The following is a 17,514-nucleotide window of genomic DNA, read 5'->3' as shown; positions in this document are numbered from 1 at the left end:
ATAGCATATAAAATAAATTATGGACGCCCCTCTGAATACCGACGTTATAAGCATGTTAAACAATACCGCTGTAGATTATCCCAAAGAAAAGGCACTTATCCATTTAACTGCAGCTGCAGCTCATCAGTACCCGGATAAAATTGCGCTAAAATTTCATGAGCGCACTTTAACCTATAAAGCGCTCAACGAAGCGGCCAACAAACTGGCAGGTTACCTGATTGACCAGGGGCTTAAACGAGGTGATGTTGCCGGTGTTGCACTTGACCGTTCGCCCGAAATGGTAATATCGTTATTAGCTGTTATGAAAGCCGGAGCAGCCTACGTACCACTTGATCCGGAATATCCGAAGGATCGTATCGAATTTATGCTTGAAGATTCGTCAGCCAAAATTCTGATTACCTCCGAAAAATATCATAATCATTTTGCTGCAAACTCAATTGAGGTTTTAATTGAGGCCGCATTAGAGAAATTCCCTTCATATCCGGCTACAGAGCCAGAAACCGGTGTAAGCGGAGAAGATCTTGCTTATATCCTGTATACATCAGGTTCAACAGGGAAACCTAAAGGCGTACAGATCCGCCACTTTAACCTTATCAACTTTTTATTAAGCTGCCAAAAGGTACCGGGCATGACCACCGCCGATAAAGTATTGGCGGTAACTACCATATCGTTTGACATTGCCGGGTTAGACCTCTATTTACCATTAATAACCGGCGCCGAACTTTTGTTAGCAGATTCAGCTACGGCAAAAGACGGTCGCGCGTTGGTTGATCTGGTAAAAGCAGAAGATGTAACAGTAATGCAGGCCACTCCTTTCACCTGGCGTATGATGCTGGTATCGGGTTGGGATAGCAAATTACCTTTAAAAGTATATTGTGGCGGTGAGGCTTTCCCGAAAGACCTTGTTACACAGCTCTTGCCGAAATGTGAGGAGATCTGGAACCTGTATGGCCCAACCGAAACCACCATTTACTCAACCATAAAACAGATCACCAGTGACGAAGATATTACCATTGGTAAACCTGTTGCCAATACCCAGATCTATATTTTAGATGAAGCGCTTAATAATCTTACCGATGGTTCAATTGGTGAAATTTATATAGGCGGTGATGGTGTTGCCGTTGGGTACCTTAACCGTGCAGAGCTATCTGCAGAGCGTTTTGTTAAAGATATTTTCTCAACGGTTGAGGGTGCCCGCATGTACCGCACAGGCGATTTGGGCAAGATCAGGCAGGATGGTGAAATTCTTTGTCTTGGTCGTATTGATCACCAGGTTAAGGTACGCGGTTACCGTATAGAACTGGAAGAAATTGAACAAAACCTGTTAAAGCAGGATAATATTAAACAGGCGGTAGTTATTGCCCGTGAAGATACACCAGGGATGCCTCGCCTGGTTGCTTATGTAATTTCACCCGAGCCAAAAGAAGGGATCGATCTTAAGAACCAGTTTGATGCATGGCAAAAAGGGCTGCTGGCTGTATTGCCTGAATATATGGTCCCTGATGATTTTGTAGTGATGGACGCAATACCTATTACCCCTAATGGAAAAATAGATCGCAAAGCACTACCTAAGCCAGATTACAACATTATCTATCGCGAGGGTGAATTTGTTGCCCCACGTACCGATAATGAAAAGCTGGTGGCCAAAATATGGCAGCAGAATATGGGGATCGAGCAGATCAGTATCCTTGATAACTTTTTTGAACTGGGCGGTCGTTCATTAGTTGCTGTAAAAATCATGGCTGCTATTGAGCAGGAAACCGGAAAACGTTTGCCGCTTGCTACTTTGTTTGAGCACGCCACTATCGAAAAACTGGCAGCAAGGCTTGAGGGCAACGAAGTGATCAGTTGGGAATCTCTTGTGCCTATTAAGCCTAATGGCAGTAAAATGCCATTGTATATTGTGCACGGAGCCGGTTTAAACGTATTGTTGTTTAATGCCCTTGCCATGAATATGGATGCAGAGCAACCGGTTTACGGTTTACAGGCACGTGGACTGAATGGTATAGATGAACCATTGGATGTAATGGAAGAAATTGCGGCTAATTATATAGCCGAGATCGTAGCCAAAAATCCGGATGGCCCTTACGCATTGGCAGGCTATTCATTAGGTGGTATTATTGCTTATGAAATGGCAAACCAACTCATTGCTGCCGGCAAAGAGGTAAAAATGGTGGCCATGTTTGATACTTATGCCGACCGTTCGGATATAAATGACAGCGCGGCTAAAAAGATAGTTGATAAGACTGCCTTACGAGCCAAGCAACTTGCCCACAGTTTTGTGTTATTAGCCGAAGACCCTAAACGTACCATCGAATACAAAGGGCTAATGCTTAAACGTCAGATGATAAAACTTTACTGGAAAATATTTAAACCTAACCAAAAGCGGGAAGGCTTTTTTGCCTATGATAATGAGATTGACGAGGCAAGTGAAAAAGCATTGCGCAACTATGTGCTAAAGCCGTTAAACATAACGCTCGATTTGTTCAGGGCCCAAAAACGAACTTTTTATATGGAGGATTTTGAGTTTTTAGGCTGGAAGCCATTTGCTCTGAAAGGCGTAAATGTACATGAGATTCCTGGTGAGCATAATACCATATTTGCTCCGCCAAATGACAAGGAGTTTGCCGAAGTACTGCAGAAATGCTTGGACAGGGTAGCAAACAACTAAGTACCTGTATTTACCCGTAAACAATACCAGCCGTGTTAAACTTTTCAGTTATGTTAAACTTAACCGGCTGTGTAAAATATGGAGATTACTACCAAAGAAGATATAAAATCAACCGGCAAAGCAAGGGTTTATTTCTCCAACCTAAATGGGGTAAGGGCTCTTGCTGCGCTTATGGTAGTTATATCCCATATCGAACTGCATAAAGTTGATTTTCACGTAGCCAGGATTCCCTATATAACGATATTTAATTTGGGTAAAACAGGGGTTACTATTTTCTTTGCGTTAAGTGGTTTTTTGATCACTTATTTACTGCTTGAGGAAAAACGCAACTTTTCGATTGTTAATTTCAAGGCGTTTTATATCCGGCGTATGCTCAGGATCTGGCCGTTGTACTTTCTGCTGGTAATTATAGGCTTTTTTATCTATCCCGCCCAGGGTTCAACAACAGGGCTTTGGCTGTCGATATTTTTTATGCCCAACCTGGCTTTTTGCCTCCAGATGCTGCCGGAAATTTTCAATCCAATCTGGTCAATTGGTACCGAAGAGCAGTTTTACATATTCCACCCTCATTTTTTCAGGATAAAAAAAAACAAAAATATCCTTTATGCATTTTTGATTTTTATTGTTTCGATATGGGCTTTACAGTTAACTATAAACAACCTCAATCATAGCAATGAAATATGGAAACTTTTCAGTCAGTTTTTTTACTACGCCAGGTTTGATAATATGATGATTGGAGCCGTTGTAGCTGTTATATTTCATAACACCAAACACCCCACATTTAAGTTTAAATTACAAGGGCTGTTTGACGAGATGTTTAAGTCCTATATACAGGTTATACTATCAATAATTTTTGTGGGGTATGTTTATTTATACCTTATTCACGATATCCCACACGGCGATGTTCCGCTGGCTATAATTTCTTCGCTGCTTATTGTAAACCTTAGCCAGGCCGAAACCAGTATTTATACTATAAAAGGCAAAACGCTTGATTATATCGGTCAAATTTCATACGGCATTTACCTGTTACATAAATACCCGCTATTTTTAACGCTCTATCTCGTACACAAATACATTCCAACCATGAATATGGTAGCCCAAAATATCATCATTTATGCGGTTACAGTAGCGTGCGCTGTAGGACTGGCTTCACTATCCTATTTTGGATATGAAAAACCTTTCTTAACCATTAAGAAACGTTTTCAGAAAATTACGCAGTGATATTTACTGCTGTTTAAGTTCAATTACCGAAGTAAAAGTATTTACGCCAGTATCAGGTTTATGTTTGTAATTAAATGTATCGCTGGCACGTGCTATGATCATCAGGCCGTAATGCTCATTTAAGCCCATAATGGTATCCTTGTTAACATACCGCACATCAAAATCTTCGGTAAAAAACTCAAGCTTGTTGCTGTTTTTCACCCGGCCCTTTAACGTGCCAAAATCATCGCCATAAATAGCTATTTCATTTTGAATAAGCTTACTGTGCGTTAACGGCCAGGTTAGTGATGCTTGCCTGGTATTAATTTGCAGCGGCTTTCCTTTATCCTGTTTACTGATATATAGCTTGTTGTTTTTCAGATCGACCCCAATCCGGGTAACATCATTCCCCATATGTTTGAGCGAATTGGTAAGCAGCTCAATCAGGATAGTTTTGATCCTAAAACCGGCATAGTCATCGAGTATATCTTTTGCGATATTTTGTATATAGCTGATGATCTGAACGGTTAAAGGATAAATACCTTCGGTTTCATTGTTAAAAACAAACTTTTTCACGGTAATAAATTCGTTTATGCCCCGGTTAAAGCCTCCTGTGTATTTGTGTAGATCCTGAACACTTTATCAAGCCGTACCAATTGAAATAATGACCTGATATCATTATTTAATCCAACTACGGCAATATCGGCTCCATTATTCAGAGCCAGTTTAAGCGCCGATACCAATGCACCTAAAAAAGAACTGTCTACATAAGTAACCCGCTCAAAATTTACAATAACAAACTTATTCCCGTTATTGATCAGGCTAACCAGTTCTGCTTTAAATTGCTCAGAATTTGCCAAATTTGCTTCTTTAAGCTGTATATCCGCAATTAATGAATTATTAAGCAAATGTGTTTGTAATATCATTTAGCTATTTTTTTGAATAAATATTAAACTGCAATCGTCAATTTGTTCATTCGCTTTCTGGTTCAAAAAGCCGTCATGTTTCAGACTTTCGAATGAATTAAATTTACCAAGATATTTTGCAATTTCGTTGATAAAACTATCCAAATCCGTCTTTTTTCCAACCGGCGTTTCTTTATCAATTAAGCCGTCTGTTACCAGTATTAATTGATCGCCAGGTTGCATACTTATCAAATGTTCATCAAAACCGCCCTCTTTGCTAACCCCGAGTAATAGTCCTGATGAGCCAATCCTGTTAATCCTTTGTTTGGCGCAACTAAAATATAAAAGCGGTAAATCGCCGGCACCGGTATAACTCAACGTTTCATGTTCCGAATCAATCATAATGAGTGAAAGCGTCGATAAAACTTCACTCACAACCGGGTCATGATAAATAACCAAATTGATTTTTTGCATAATACTTTTGGTGGACACATCCCCTTCCGAAACACATAATCTGACAGCTGCCCTTATATAACTCAAATACCCAAAAGAAAAGAACCAGGCGCCCCATTTTTTCCCCATAACGTCGCCCATGATAATAAAGGTATACCTGTTATTGATCGTTATGACATCAATAAAATCCCCACCCGGGTAATTTTCGAAGGATTTGTGCCAGAAATCTATTTCAAACCCATCAATTCGGGGCGTTTCCTGCGGAACAGAATACAAATTTAAGGCCATTGCTGCGCTGCTTAGCTCTTTTATGGTATGCTCATGCCGCTCGCGGATGCTGTTCAAATAATTGTTAATCTTTGAAATAACAAAAGTAATGGGCGTATCCTTGTCAATGTAATCAATGGCATCCATACTCATTCCCGTTATCATATGGGCATGGTCGGTGACCGAGGTTAAAAACATAAAGGGGATATTCTTATACTCGGGAATATTCATTAAGCTTTGTCTGAAAGCAAAACCGTCGATGTCGGGCATTTGATAGTCAGACAAAATAAGATCAGGGATCTCATTTTCAAGCAATGCCATAGCCTCCTCCGCAGAAGTTGCCTTTCGGCTTTCAAAGCCCTCTTTTTCCAGGGCCTGACTAATAACCAGCAAAACGAGAGGGCTATCATCAACCAGGAGTATTTTCGAACGTTTCGGCATGGTTTGTGCTTTCAGGAATTTATTTTCCGGAGTATGGCGTTTATAAACAAATATACGCCTGTTAATACTATTAATACAGATATTACATCCATTAAAGTTATACCATCATCCTTTGAAAAATAAAAAATGGTAAACATTTCAAAATACGGCGGCGCCGGCATGATGATCATCGCCAAACCAAGTATGATCATGGTAACTGCAATTGCTATTAATACTATGCGCTTTAATTTTTCGCGCAGCAGGAACTTCTTTGATCCCCGGCTATCAACCGGGTGTTGGGTAAGTAAAAGTTCAAGATTTGTTATCATGTCCAGGCGGCTTTGTTCCTGGTTTAATCCGCTAAAGGCATCAAATTTTTGTGAGCTTGAGTTATTGTCGACAGCGCTATTTATTTTTTGCTGTATTGCCTTAATATGTTCTTTATCAATATTCTCCTTTTTTAGCAGCAATATAAGTTCATCAGCTTTTATATTAAGCAATGACTCATCATTATTGGGCAGGTTATTTTTCAAAGGAATATAGTTGATATAATTGGTTAACTTTTACTCATATTAGCCGTAAAAAGCCATATTGATAATAACCCCTTTTAAATGAAAAAAGTTTCTGTTGTAACCGTAAATTTCAACCAGCCTTCGGTAACCGAAGAAATGTTATTATCGATTAAAAATACAAGTACTTATAGTAATATCGAAATAATTGTTGTTGATAATGCAAGTAAAGCGAATCCTGTACCTGCCTGGACAATAAAATATCCCGAAATAATATTTATCCGCTCGGATGTTAACCTTGGTTTTGCGGGCGGTAATAACCTCGGGCTCACAGTTGCAACCGGCGATTATATTTTCATGGTAAATAATGATACTGAGTTTACCTCAGGCCTTGTTGAAAAGTTGGTTGAAGTTATGGACGGTAACCCGGCAGTAGGCATGCTATCGCCCAAAATCAAATATTTTAGCGATAAAAACCTGATCCAATATGCGGGTTACACCCCAATGAACTATTATACCTGTCGCAATAGTGTTATAGGTTTAAAGCAAAAAGATGAAGGGCAGTTTGATCATATCACTGCGCCTACCGCATATTGCCATGGAGCTGCCATGATGATCAGAAAAGAAGCTATTGAAAAAGCAGGTATGATGTGCGAAAACTTCTTTCTATATTATGAGGAGGTTGACTGGTGCGAACACATTATCAGGGCAGGTTTTAACGCCTGGGTTTGCACCGATGCACTCATTTATCATAAGGAATCTGTATCGGTAGGCAAAAAAAGCAAGCTTAAGGAATATTTTATGAACCGGAACAGGATCCTGTTTATCCGCAGAAATGCTCCGTTTTTCAAAAAGATCTTCTTTTATTTTTATTTTTTGCTGCTTGTAGTGCCCCGAAACCTGGTCAATTACATCAAAGAAAAACAATACGATTTTATACCGATGCTTCTTAAAGCAGTATGGTGGAATTTTACACACTCAAAAAACAGCAGCAATTTAGGATATCCCATTAACACCATAGCATGAAAATAATTTTAGCCATAAGCCTCTTCATTGTTTTTTACACTTTTGCCGGATACGGTATTTTTCTGTACCTGATCATCAGGATCAAAAGGGCGTTTAAAGGCCAAAAGCCACTTCCTTCAGAAAATATGGATGAACTACCTTCCTGCACTTTGATAATTGCCGCTTATAACGAGGAGTATTTTATTGAACAAAAAATCAGCAACAGTCTCCTGCTTAATTACCCGGCAGGAAAACTGAAATTACTTTTTGTTACCGATGGCTCATCAGACAAAACACCTGATATTATTGCCCGGTATCCGCAAATACAATTATTGCACAGGCCCGAACGGGCAGGCAAAATAGCTGCTGTGCACCGCGCCATGGAATATGTTGATACAGATGCCGTTGTGTTTACCGATGCCAACACGTTTTTGAATAAAGATGCATTGATAAAAATTTGCAGGCATTACAGTGATGCAACCGTAGGAGCAATTGCCGGCGAAAAACGTGTGCATATTGATGAAAATGCCGATGCCAGCGCCGCCGGTGAAGGTTTTTACTGGAAATATGAATCGGCTTTGAAAAAATGGGACTCTGAACTGTATTCGGTTGTTGGTGCAGCAGGTGAGCTGTTTAGCGTACGCCGTTCATTGTACCAGCCCGTTGAGCCAGATACCGTACTTGATGATTTCATGATTTCGATGCTGATAGCAGCCAAAGGATACCGCATTATTTATGAACCTGAAGCGTATGCTACCGAAACTGCATCCGAAAATGTTTCGGAAGAGTTAAAACGGAAGGTTAGGATAGCCGCCGGTGGCATCCAGTCTATTTTAAGGCTTAAAAAATTATTTAACCCATTCCCCTACCCCATTTTATCATTTCAGTATATCAGTCACCGGGTTTTAAGATGGACAATTACCCCCTTCCTCCTTATCCTATCATTTATCCTCAACATCGCCCTTGCGCTTAAACCCGGGGAAACAGCTATGCAGGGACTATTATTGGCACAGGTATTGTTTTATTTACTGGCTTTGCTTGGCCTGTTAATGGAAAAGCGGCAGCTGCGTATCAAAGTTCTTTTTATCCCTTATTATTTTTGTGTTATGAACTATGCAGTGTTGGCCGGTATCATCCGTTATTTCAGCACGAAGCAAAGTGCTGTTTGGGAAAAGGTGCAACGGAAGCAGTAAAACATTGATTATTAGCCAACAGGATAATTATTTTATAGTTTAATATTTTGATTGAATTAAACTCTTATGCATTACAAGGAGTTAACGTACACCCTATGCCCGGCGAGCATAACTCGATATTTAAGGCTCCCAACGATAAGATCTTTGCAAAAATCTTGCAAAATAGCCTCGATGAAGCGGCTAAAAAATAAGTTATGGAAGTAGTAAAGGTTGAAATCCGTTATCTTGACAATGTTGAATGGCAGCAGGACGTTAGTCTCAACCTTACCACAAATGCTCATGTTGATGTTTGGAGAATTAAAATTGTCGGACACCTCCCGTTTATCGAACAGTTTATAAAACTATTACTGCCTGATGAAATAATAAGAGCGGAACGCTACTATCAGGAAAAAGACAGGCAGCGTTTTGTGGTGAGCCGCTGTGCCCTGCGGATCATCTTAGGCAGATATCTCGGCCAACAACCTGAAAATATCCGTTTTGAGATTGGGGCAAACAAAAAACCTTTTGTAAAAACTACCGGGGCTACTGTCAACTATAATGTATCTCACTCAGATGAATGGGTAACCATAGCCGTATCAAAAACTGGAGTGGGTATCGATACAGAAAAAATTGATCGTTCATTCGCCTATAAAGAAATCCTTGCCGATAATTTTAGTGAAGATGAAATCAGTTTCATTAACCAAAGTAACCCGGAAGAAAAATTCATTCTCCTTTGGACCCGTAAAGAAGCCATTACCAAACTTACAAGCCAGGGGCTGGACGAGCGACTTAAATACATTCCTTCTTTAGATGGTAATCATCAAATAAACAACAAGATCATTAATTCATCTAAAGCAATTAAGCTTATAACTTTCAAACTTGACGACAACAATCTGGCCACGCTGGCCTATGAAAGTGAAGATCAGGTTGCAATCCGGTTTCACGACATCGGCCTTACTTCGATTTAAACATACCGTACTTAAGGATACAGTAAATAGCCCTTACGCCGTCCTTCCATCCTATTTTTTTACCTTCTTCATAAGTACGACCGTAATACGAAATACCTACCTCATAGATCCTGATACGGGGGACACGTGCAATTTTCTGGGTAACCTCGGGCTCAAATCCAAAACGCTTTTCGGTAAGTTTAATGGATTGAATAAGCTTAGTGTTAAATAACTTGTAGCATGTTTCCATATCTGTAAGGTTTAGATTGGAAAACCAGTTTGAGGCAAAGGTTAACCACCTGTTACCAATGGTATGCCAAAAAAACAGGATGCGGTGAGGGTTGCTCCCCATAAATCGCGAACCATAAACAACATCAGCAAAGCCAGCTACAACAGGTTTTAATAAGTCATTATATTCAGCAGGGTCATACTCAAGGTCGGCATCCTGGATTATCAAATAATCGCCGGTAGCTTTTGAGATCCCCGTATGCAAAGCAGCACCTTTACCCTTGTTTACTTCGTGTTTAAAGTATTGTATATTAACATCAGGGTTACCAAGCTTGTATTTATAAATGGCAGCTTCTGTATCATCCTTTGAGCAATCATTCACAATGATCACTTCTTTTTCAATATCATTGATAAGGTTTACCTCTTTAATTTTATCTAAAATTAAATGTATGGTATTACCTTCGTTATAAGCCGGGATAATAATTGATAATTTTTGTATCGTCATTTATTGTATTATTGCCTGGTAGATTTTTGCCACAATTATAGTTGTATAAACCTGAACTGGCTTAATATTTTTATATTTAGTAATGCAATTTGTGCTAAAACGAGCTAAAAGTTATTTAAAAAGGCCTAAAGTAATAGTCTCCCTTTTCTTTTTGCTTGTTTTAACCCTCATATTTTGGTTTTGTTTGCCCAAACCCTTATTTAATAGTCCAACTTCGTACGTAATTGACGATGATCAGGGTCAATTACTTGGTGCATCCATCGCCAACGACGGGCAATGGCGCTTCCCTTACAATGGCAGTGTGCCCGAAAAATTCAAGCAATGCATCATTACTTTTGAGGATAAACGTTTTGAACACCATCCAGGTTTTGATATTGTTGCCTTTAGCAGGGCCATCAAACAAAACCTCCGCTCAAAAAAAGTTAGCAGCGGTGGCAGCACAATCACCATGCAGGTGATCAGGCTGGCAACCAAACATAAACGTAACATCTGGAACAAGCTAAAGGAAATTTTCATGGCCATGCGCCTTGAAATAACCTATAGCAAAAGCGAGATTTTAGCTTTATACAGCAGTAATGCCCCCTTTGGCACCAATGTTATTGGATTGGATGCAGCATCATGGCGGTATTTTGGCCGCAGTCCTGATAAACTTTCCTGGGGCGAAATGGCAGCTATGGCTGTGTTGCCCAACTCTCCTTCATTAGTTCACCCCGGCCGGAACAGGGCTATTCTGCTCCGCAAACGAAATTCGTTATTGGATAAGCTCCATAAAGCAGGCGTTATCGACAGCACAACCGCGGCCCTTGCCCGGCTCGAACCTGTACCCGACAGGCCGATGCCGCTACCACAGCTTGCTCCGCATCTTTTACAACGTTTTAAAGCCGATCACCAGGCGAACCCCGATGGAGATACGCGCATTACAAGCAGTATCAAATCATCGCTTCAACAGCAGGTAAATGACATTTTGGAGCAGCACCATAGTTTATTAAAAGCCAATGATATCAACAACATAGCCGCCATTGTACTTGATGTTGAAACCGGGGCTACACTCGCTTACGCGGGCAATATAGCCCATCGTGAAGATCCGCAGATGGAAAGCGACGTTGATGTGATTGACGCCCCCCGAAGTCCCGGAAGCACATTAAAACCGCTGCTTTATGCAGCCATGCTACACGATGGCCTGATATTACCCAGCAGCCTTATGCCCGATGTGCCTACCATGATAGCTGGTTACCATCCCGAAAATTTTGACCTGGGTTACGATGGTGCCGTACCTGCATCACGGGCCTTATCCCGTTCACTAAATGTACCGGCAGTTAAAATGCTGCAGCAATATAAATACGAGCGTTTTTATGATTTTTTGCATAAAGCCGGCATCACCACATTAACCAAGCCTGCTGATCATTACGGACTCTCATTAATATTGGGTGGAGGTGAAAACACGCTTTGGGAATTAAGCGGCGCTTATGCAGATATGGCCCGGGTGCTCAATCATTACAACAAACACAACGGCAAGTATGATGCTGCCGATTTTCATAATCCCGTTTATGAAAAAAAAGAAATTTCTAAACCGGAACTTCAAAAATCAGGATTATTGGACGCAGCTTCCATTTATTATACTTTCCAGGCTATGGAAGAAGTAATGCGCCCCGGCGAGGAAATGCTTTGGCAACAGTTTAGCTCAAGCCAACGTGTTGCCTGGAAAACCGGGACAAGCTTTGGCTTTAGGGATGGCTGGGCCATTGGCGTTACACCCAAATATGTAGTTGGTGTTTGGGTTGGCAATACCGATGGTGAAGGCAGACCGGGATTAACTGGTATTAATACCGCCGCCCCTGCCCTGTTCGAGATTTTCAGACTTCTACCGGTATCGCGCGACTGGTTTGAGATGCCCATGGGCGAAATGGTAAAAATAAATGTATGCAGACAAAGCGGTTATCGTGCAGGACAATACTGCCAGGACATCGAAGAACAATTTGTACCCAAAAGTGGGTTAAAAGCCCCGGTTTGTCCCTACCATCAGTTGGTTCATCTATCTGCCGATGCCAAATGGCAGGTAAACGGTAATTGCGAACCACCGGATAATATCCTCAATAAAAGCTGGTTTGTGTTGCCGCCATCTATGGAATACTATTACAAAGCCAGGAACTACCAATATCATGTGCTTCCACCATTCCGCCCGGATTGTGCCCAGGCCGAAAACGGAAACACCATGGAAGTTATCTATCCAAAAAATGACGCTAAAATATATGTCCCCCTCGAGGCTGACGGTACGCGTGGCCGTATGATCTGCAACGCTGCCCACCGCCAGCCGGGGATGAAAATATTTTGGCATTTGGATGATCAATACGTTGGCGAAACCAAAGACTTTCATCAAATGGCCTTAAATCCGCCTCCGGGCAAACATATCCTCACTTTGGTTGATGGTAATGGAAATACTATTAGCATAGGATTTGAAGTATTGAAGAAATAAAACGCGCGATTTGAGCCTTCTTAATTTTTCTGTAAACTAAATCCCTATAGTTATTATCTAATAACATTATCATTATCTTGCTTCCGTAATTTTTAACGGGATGCTTGAACAATACGATCTGCATAATATACTGGTAATTGATATTGAAACTGTACCCCAATACAGCAGTCACGAACAACTGCCCGAAAATCTGCAGGTTTTATGGGACCTTAAAACCCGGCACCAGCGCAAGGACGAACCTGCCGACACCCATTATGAGCGTGCCGGCATCTGGGCCGAGTTTGGTAAAATAGTTTGCATCTCGGCCGGGATTTTTACTGCCGGCAAGAATATAGGCTTGCGGGTAAAATCTTTTGCATCACATGATGAAAAGGAATTGCTTACCAAATTTTGCACCCTGCTTTTCAGTCAGCCTGCTAACCTTATTTTATGTGCTCATAACGGTAAAGAATTTGACTTTCCCTATATCTGCCGAAGGTTATTGGTAAACGGTATGCCTTTTCCGCAACAATTACAAATAGCAGGTAAAAAGCCTTGGGAAATTTCCCATTTGGATACCATGGAACTGTGGAAGTTTGGTGATCATAAACACTATACCTCTTTAAACTTACTCAGCACTATTTTTAATATCCCTACCCCTAAAGACGATATCGACGGCAGCGATGTGGGGCGGGTTTACTGGCAGGAAAATCAATTAGAGCGAATTTGTGCTTACTGCCAAAAGGATGTGGTTGCCACAGCACAATTATTAAGGCGCTACAGGGGCGAAGAACTGATACCGGATGAATTTATAACCATGGTAGGCTGATGCTTCAAGTAACCGACCTGTCAGTTAGTTTTAAGGGTGGCAAAAGCCAGTTTGCTGCTGTAAAAGGAATTTCCTTTACCCTTGATAAAGGCGAAACCATTGGCATTGTAGGCGAATCAGGGTCGGGTAAATCTGTCACTTCGCTTGCGCTGATGCGCTTGCTGAACGAAGATCAGGCTGTAATTGAAGGCTCGGTGCTTTTAAACGGCGTGTGCCTGTGTAAATTATCAGAAGATGAAATGCAGCATATACGCGGCAACCAGGTGGCCATGATCTTCCAGGAACCGATGACATCGCTTAACCCGGTACTTACCTGCGGCTTTCAGCTTACAGAGGCCATCAGGCTGCATTTGAGGGTGAGTAAAGCCGAAGCCAAACAAAAAACCATCGATCTGTTCAAAGAAGTCCAATTGCCCCGCCCTGAGGCGATATTTGATAGTTATCCCCATCAAATATCAGGCGGGCAAAAACAAAGGGTAATGATTGCTATGGCTTTGGCCTGTAACCCGGAGATTTTGATTGCCGATGAGCCAACCACAGCGCTCGACGTTACCGTACAGAAAACAATTATTGAATTATTGCATAAGCTCAAAGCCGAACGGCACATGAGCCTGATCTTTATATCGCATGATTTAGGGGTGATCAAAGAAATTGCCGACCGGGTTTTGGTAATGTACAAAGGCGAAATTGTGGAGGAAGCTACGGTAAATGCTCTGTTTGCAAACCCTAAACACCCATATACCAAAGGCTTACTGGCATGCCGCCCTTCGCCGCAACAGCATTTAAAAAAGCTACCTGTTGTAGCCGATTTTCTGAATGAAGATAAACCGGCATTAACCATCGAAAGCATCAGGGAATTATATCATTATCCGGATGTTGAAATTGCTCGAAGAAAACGAAAACTATATGAACAGCAGCCGCTGTTAAAAGCAGAGAAGTTAAATACATGGTTCCCCACAGATACAGGCCTCATTAAGCGGAAAGACCATGTTGTAAAAGCAGTGAACAATGTAAGCTTTGATGTGTACCCGGGCGAAACCTTAGGCCTCGTCGGCGAATCGGGCTGTGGCAAAACCACTTTAGGGCGAAGTATCCTAAGGTTGATTGAACCTACATCGGGCAGGGTTTCTTTTGAGGGTACCGATCTTCGCGGGCTTAAAAAGGACGAATTGCGACAGATCAGGAAGGATATCCAGATCATTTTTCAGGACCCTTATTCGTCATTAAACCCCAAGCTTACTGTTGGGCAATCACTTATGGAACCCTTGCAGGTGCATCAGTTTTACAGCAATGACGCAACCCGAAAGCGTAAAGTAATTGAGCTGCTTGAGCGGGTTAATCTTCAGCCGGCACATTTTAACCGTTATCCTCACGAGTTTTCGGGCGGGCAGCGCCAGCGGATTGTGATAGCGAGAGCTTTAGCGCTTCAGCCTAAATTTATCATTTGCGATGAATCGGTTTCGGCACTTGATGTATCGGTACAGGCCCAGGTTTTGAACCTGATCCGTGAGTTGCAGGAGGAATTAAAACTTACCTATATCTTTATTTCGCATGATCTGGCCGTAATCAAGCATATCTCCGACAGGATGATGGTGATGAACAAGGGCGAAATAGTGGAAACAGGTTATCCTGACGATATTTATTACCGCCCTAAAGAAGAATATACTAAAAGGCTGATAGCTTCGATACCGGGTTGATTAACCTATCATATAGGGGGCAATACAACAAGCTGTACACCCCAAAATTCAGTATCTTTGATGCAAATTCTATTCTATGTCTAAACACAAGAAAAACAACTCTTCTATACACCAGGTACTTGCCCAAATGGTACTTGATATATTTGAACAAAACGGCAATACGCCACTCAACTATAAACAGGTTTCTGCTAAATTAAACGTGCGTGATCCCGAATCGCGCGAGATCATCTATGAGATCTTAAAAGACGAGGTAAAAAAATCTGTTCTAAAAGAAATTTCTCCGGGCAAATTCCAACTGCTCGAACTTAAGACCTTTATCGAAGGCATAGTTGATCTTACCAACGATGGTTCGGCTTTTATCGTTACTGATGACGAATTTGAGAGCGACATATTCATCGCTCCGCGTAAACTCCGCACTGCCCTTAATGGCGACCGTGTTAAGGTGTATGTATATGCCAAAAGCAAGGGCAAACATAAAGAGGGTGAGGTTATCGAAATCCTCCAGCGCGCCAAGATGGAGTTTACCGGTATCGTTAAACTCTCTGAGCGCTATGCCTTTTTCATCCCCGACGACCGCAAGATGATGCATGATATTTTTATCCCTATCTCCGAATTGAACGGGGCTAAAAATGGCATTAAAGCTGTAGCTGAAATTACCGACTGGCCAACCGAGGCTAAAAACCCTATAGGCCGTATCAAACATATTTTAGGGGCCCAGGGTGAAAACGACACGGAGATGAACGCCATCCTGGCCGAGTATGGCTTTCCGCTGGCATTTCCGGCCGAGGTAGAGCATGATGCCGAAGAAATCTCAGACGTAATAACTTCTGAAGAAATTGCTAAACGCCGCGATTTCCGGAATATCACAACCTTTACCATCGACCCATTTGATGCCAAAGACTTTGACGATGCCTTATCCTACCGTGTGCTGGACAATGGCAATTACGAAGTAGGTGTTCACATTGCCGATGTATCGCATTACATCATCCCCGATTCGGCTTTGGATAAAGAAGCTTTGGACCGGGCAACGTCGGTTTACCTGGTTGACAGGGTAATCCCGATGTTGCCTGAAAGGCTATCAAATGGCCTTTGCTCCCTTCGCCCTAAAGAAGAAAAACTTTGCTTTTCGGCCGTTTTTGAAATGGATGAAAATGCCAATATCATTACCGAATGGTATGGCAAAACAATCATCTATTCGGACAGGCGCTTTACCTACGAAGAAGTGCAGGAAATAATAGAAACCGGTGAGGGTGATTTTAAAGAAGAAATATTTAAGCTAAACGCACTGGCTTATAGGCTGCGCGACCGTAAATTTAAAAACGGGGCTATCAGCTTTGAAACCACCGAGGTTAAATTCAAGCTGGATGAAACCGGCAAACCAACGGGCGTTTATGTGAAAGAGCGTAAGGATGCCCACAAACTCATTGAAGATTTTATGTTGCTGGCTAACCGTAAAGTAGCCGAGTATGTAAGTAAAATGGGCAAGGGCAAACACAGATACACTTTTGTATACCGTGTACACGATTCACCTAAGCCCGATGCACTGGCCAATTTTGCCCAGTTTGCAGCAAGGTTTGGTTATAAGATCAATACCAAATCTGACAAGGAAACGGCCAAATCGCTCAATTACCTGATGGAGGATGTGGAAGGCAAGAAAGAACAGAACGTGTTAACACACCTCGCCATCCGCTCAATGGCCAAGGCTATTTATACTACGAAAAGCAGCAGTCATTACGGTTTGGCTTTTGACCATTACACACATTTTACCTCGCCAATTCGTCGTTATCCGGATGTGATGGTACACAGGTTATTGTTCCATTATTTGAACGGCGGTCAATCGGCCAATGCCGAGTTTTATGAAAAACTTTGCTCGCACAGCTCATTAATGGAGAAAAAAGCGGCAGATGCAGAACGTTCTTCAGTAAAATATAAACAAGCTGAGTATCTTCGCGACCAGGTTGGCAACACCTTTATGGGCATCATATCGGGTGTTACCGAATGGGGTATGTATGTAGAGATCATTGAAAACAAATGTGAAGGCATGATTCGCCTGCGTGATATTTCGGATGATTTTTATACTTTGGACGAGAAAAATTATGCCATCATCGGTCAGCGTAAAAAGAAAATTTACCAGTTGGGCGATGAAGTAAAGATCAAAGTAAAACAGGTTGACCTAACCAAAAAACAGATAGATTTTATATTGGTACAAGAATAATGAACCATGATTTACTTGATTTTAAGATTACTTGATCAA

At 41.6% G+C, this 17,514-nt stretch carries 14 protein-coding genes; 9 read left to right on the top strand and 5 right to left on the bottom strand.

Going from position 1 to position 17,514, the window contains the following annotated elements:
- Positions 1 to 19 precede the first annotated feature (19 nt).
- A complete protein-coding gene (locus ACEN9X_RS24580) occupies positions 20 to 2,671 on the top strand; it encodes a non-ribosomal peptide synthetase (RefSeq protein ID WP_413667641.1) in 2,652 nt (883 codons plus the stop codon).
- Between the two features lie 78 nt (positions 2,672 to 2,749).
- Entirely contained in the window at positions 2,750 to 3,892 is a 1,143-nt protein-coding gene (locus ACEN9X_RS24575) for an acyltransferase family protein (protein ID WP_413667640.1), read from the top strand.
- A 3-nt stretch (positions 3,893 to 3,895) separates the two neighbouring features.
- On the opposite strand, the gene ACEN9X_RS24570 is transcribed toward ACEN9X_RS24575, so the two are convergent.
- The 4 genes from ACEN9X_RS24570 to ACEN9X_RS24555 are packed head-to-tail and all read right to left on the bottom strand — an operon-like array spanning position 3,896 to position 6,449.
- Positions 3,896 to 4,447 carry a hypothetical protein gene (locus ACEN9X_RS24570; RefSeq protein ID WP_413667639.1) on the bottom strand — a complete coding sequence of 184 codons (552 nt, stop codon included), beginning with the start codon at positions 4,445 to 4,447 and terminating at the stop codon, positions 3,896 to 3,898.
- 14 nt (positions 4,448 to 4,461) lie between these two features.
- The gene (locus ACEN9X_RS24565) at positions 4,462 to 4,797 is read right to left on the bottom strand and encodes an STAS domain-containing protein (RefSeq protein ID WP_413667638.1); all 336 of its coding nucleotides are present in this window, start codon (positions 4,795 to 4,797) and stop codon (positions 4,462 to 4,464) included.
- Positions 4,798 to 5,937 (bottom strand): PP2C family protein-serine/threonine phosphatase, encoded by a 1,140-nt coding sequence (locus ACEN9X_RS24560; protein ID WP_413667637.1) that lies wholly within the window; start codon positions 5,935 to 5,937, stop codon positions 4,798 to 4,800.
- An 11-nt stretch (positions 5,938 to 5,948) separates the two neighbouring features.
- Complete coding sequence (locus tag ACEN9X_RS24555) at positions 5,949 to 6,449, bottom strand: hypothetical protein (protein WP_413667636.1); 501 nt, start codon at positions 6,447 to 6,449, stop codon at positions 5,949 to 5,951.
- A 78-nt stretch (positions 6,450 to 6,527) separates the two neighbouring features.
- Between ACEN9X_RS24555 and ACEN9X_RS24550 the strand changes: the two genes are divergently transcribed.
- The 3 genes from ACEN9X_RS24550 to ACEN9X_RS24540 all read left to right on the top strand — a co-directional run bounded on the left by ACEN9X_RS24550 (position 6,528) and on the right by ACEN9X_RS24540 (position 9,570).
- Positions 6,528 to 7,451 carry a glycosyltransferase family 2 protein gene (locus ACEN9X_RS24550; protein ID WP_413667635.1) on the top strand — a complete coding sequence of 308 codons (924 nt, stop codon included), beginning with the start codon at positions 6,528 to 6,530 and terminating at the stop codon, positions 7,449 to 7,451.
- Entirely contained in the window at positions 7,448 to 8,623 is a 1,176-nt protein-coding gene (locus ACEN9X_RS24545; protein WP_413667634.1) for a glycosyltransferase family 2 protein, read from the top strand. Before ACEN9X_RS24550 ends, ACEN9X_RS24545 begins: the two co-directional genes overlap by 4 nt.
- 194 nt (positions 8,624 to 8,817) lie before the next feature.
- The gene (locus tag ACEN9X_RS24540; protein ID WP_413667633.1) at positions 8,818 to 9,570 is read left to right on the top strand and encodes a 4'-phosphopantetheinyl transferase family protein; all 753 of its coding nucleotides are present in this window, start codon (positions 8,818 to 8,820) and stop codon (positions 9,568 to 9,570) included.
- On the opposite strand, the gene ACEN9X_RS24535 is transcribed toward ACEN9X_RS24540, so the two are convergent.
- Positions 9,557 to 10,282 carry a glycosyltransferase family 2 protein gene (locus ACEN9X_RS24535; RefSeq protein WP_413667632.1) on the bottom strand — a complete coding sequence of 242 codons (726 nt, stop codon included), beginning with the start codon at positions 10,280 to 10,282 and terminating at the stop codon, positions 9,557 to 9,559. The two genes, ACEN9X_RS24540 and ACEN9X_RS24535, sit on opposite strands and share 14 nt — an antisense overlap.
- A 184-nt stretch (positions 10,283 to 10,466) precedes the next feature.
- On the opposite strand from ACEN9X_RS24535, the gene pbpC reads away from it, so the two are divergent.
- The 4 genes from pbpC (at position 10,467) to rnr (ending at position 17,475) form a co-directional block, all read left to right on the top strand.
- Positions 10,467 to 12,755 (top strand): penicillin-binding protein 1C, encoded by a 2,289-nt coding sequence (pbpC, locus tag ACEN9X_RS24530; RefSeq protein ID WP_413667631.1) that lies wholly within the window; start codon positions 10,467 to 10,469, stop codon positions 12,753 to 12,755.
- 100 nt (positions 12,756 to 12,855) lie between these two features.
- Positions 12,856 to 13,563 (top strand): 3'-5' exonuclease, encoded by a 708-nt coding sequence (locus tag ACEN9X_RS24525; protein WP_413667630.1) that lies wholly within the window; start codon positions 12,856 to 12,858, stop codon positions 13,561 to 13,563.
- The gene (locus ACEN9X_RS24520) at positions 13,563 to 15,260 is read left to right on the top strand and encodes an ABC transporter ATP-binding protein (protein WP_413667629.1); all 1,698 of its coding nucleotides are present in this window, start codon (positions 13,563 to 13,565) and stop codon (positions 15,258 to 15,260) included. The genes ACEN9X_RS24525 and ACEN9X_RS24520 overlap by 1 nt, the downstream gene beginning before the upstream one ends.
- Before the next feature lie 76 nt (positions 15,261 to 15,336).
- The gene (gene rnr, locus ACEN9X_RS24515; protein WP_413667628.1) at positions 15,337 to 17,475 is read left to right on the top strand and encodes a ribonuclease R; all 2,139 of its coding nucleotides are present in this window, start codon (positions 15,337 to 15,339) and stop codon (positions 17,473 to 17,475) included.
- The last annotated feature ends 39 nt before the right edge of the window (positions 17,476 to 17,514 follow it).

The sequence above is a fragment of the Mucilaginibacter sp. Mucisp86 genome, assembly GCF_047324315.1.
In the GTDB taxonomy this organism is placed as follows: Bacteria; Bacteroidota; Bacteroidia; order Sphingobacteriales; family Sphingobacteriaceae; genus Mucilaginibacter.
Note: the sequence above shows the minus strand (reverse complement) of the source record. Positions and strands in the feature narration are given on the sequence as shown.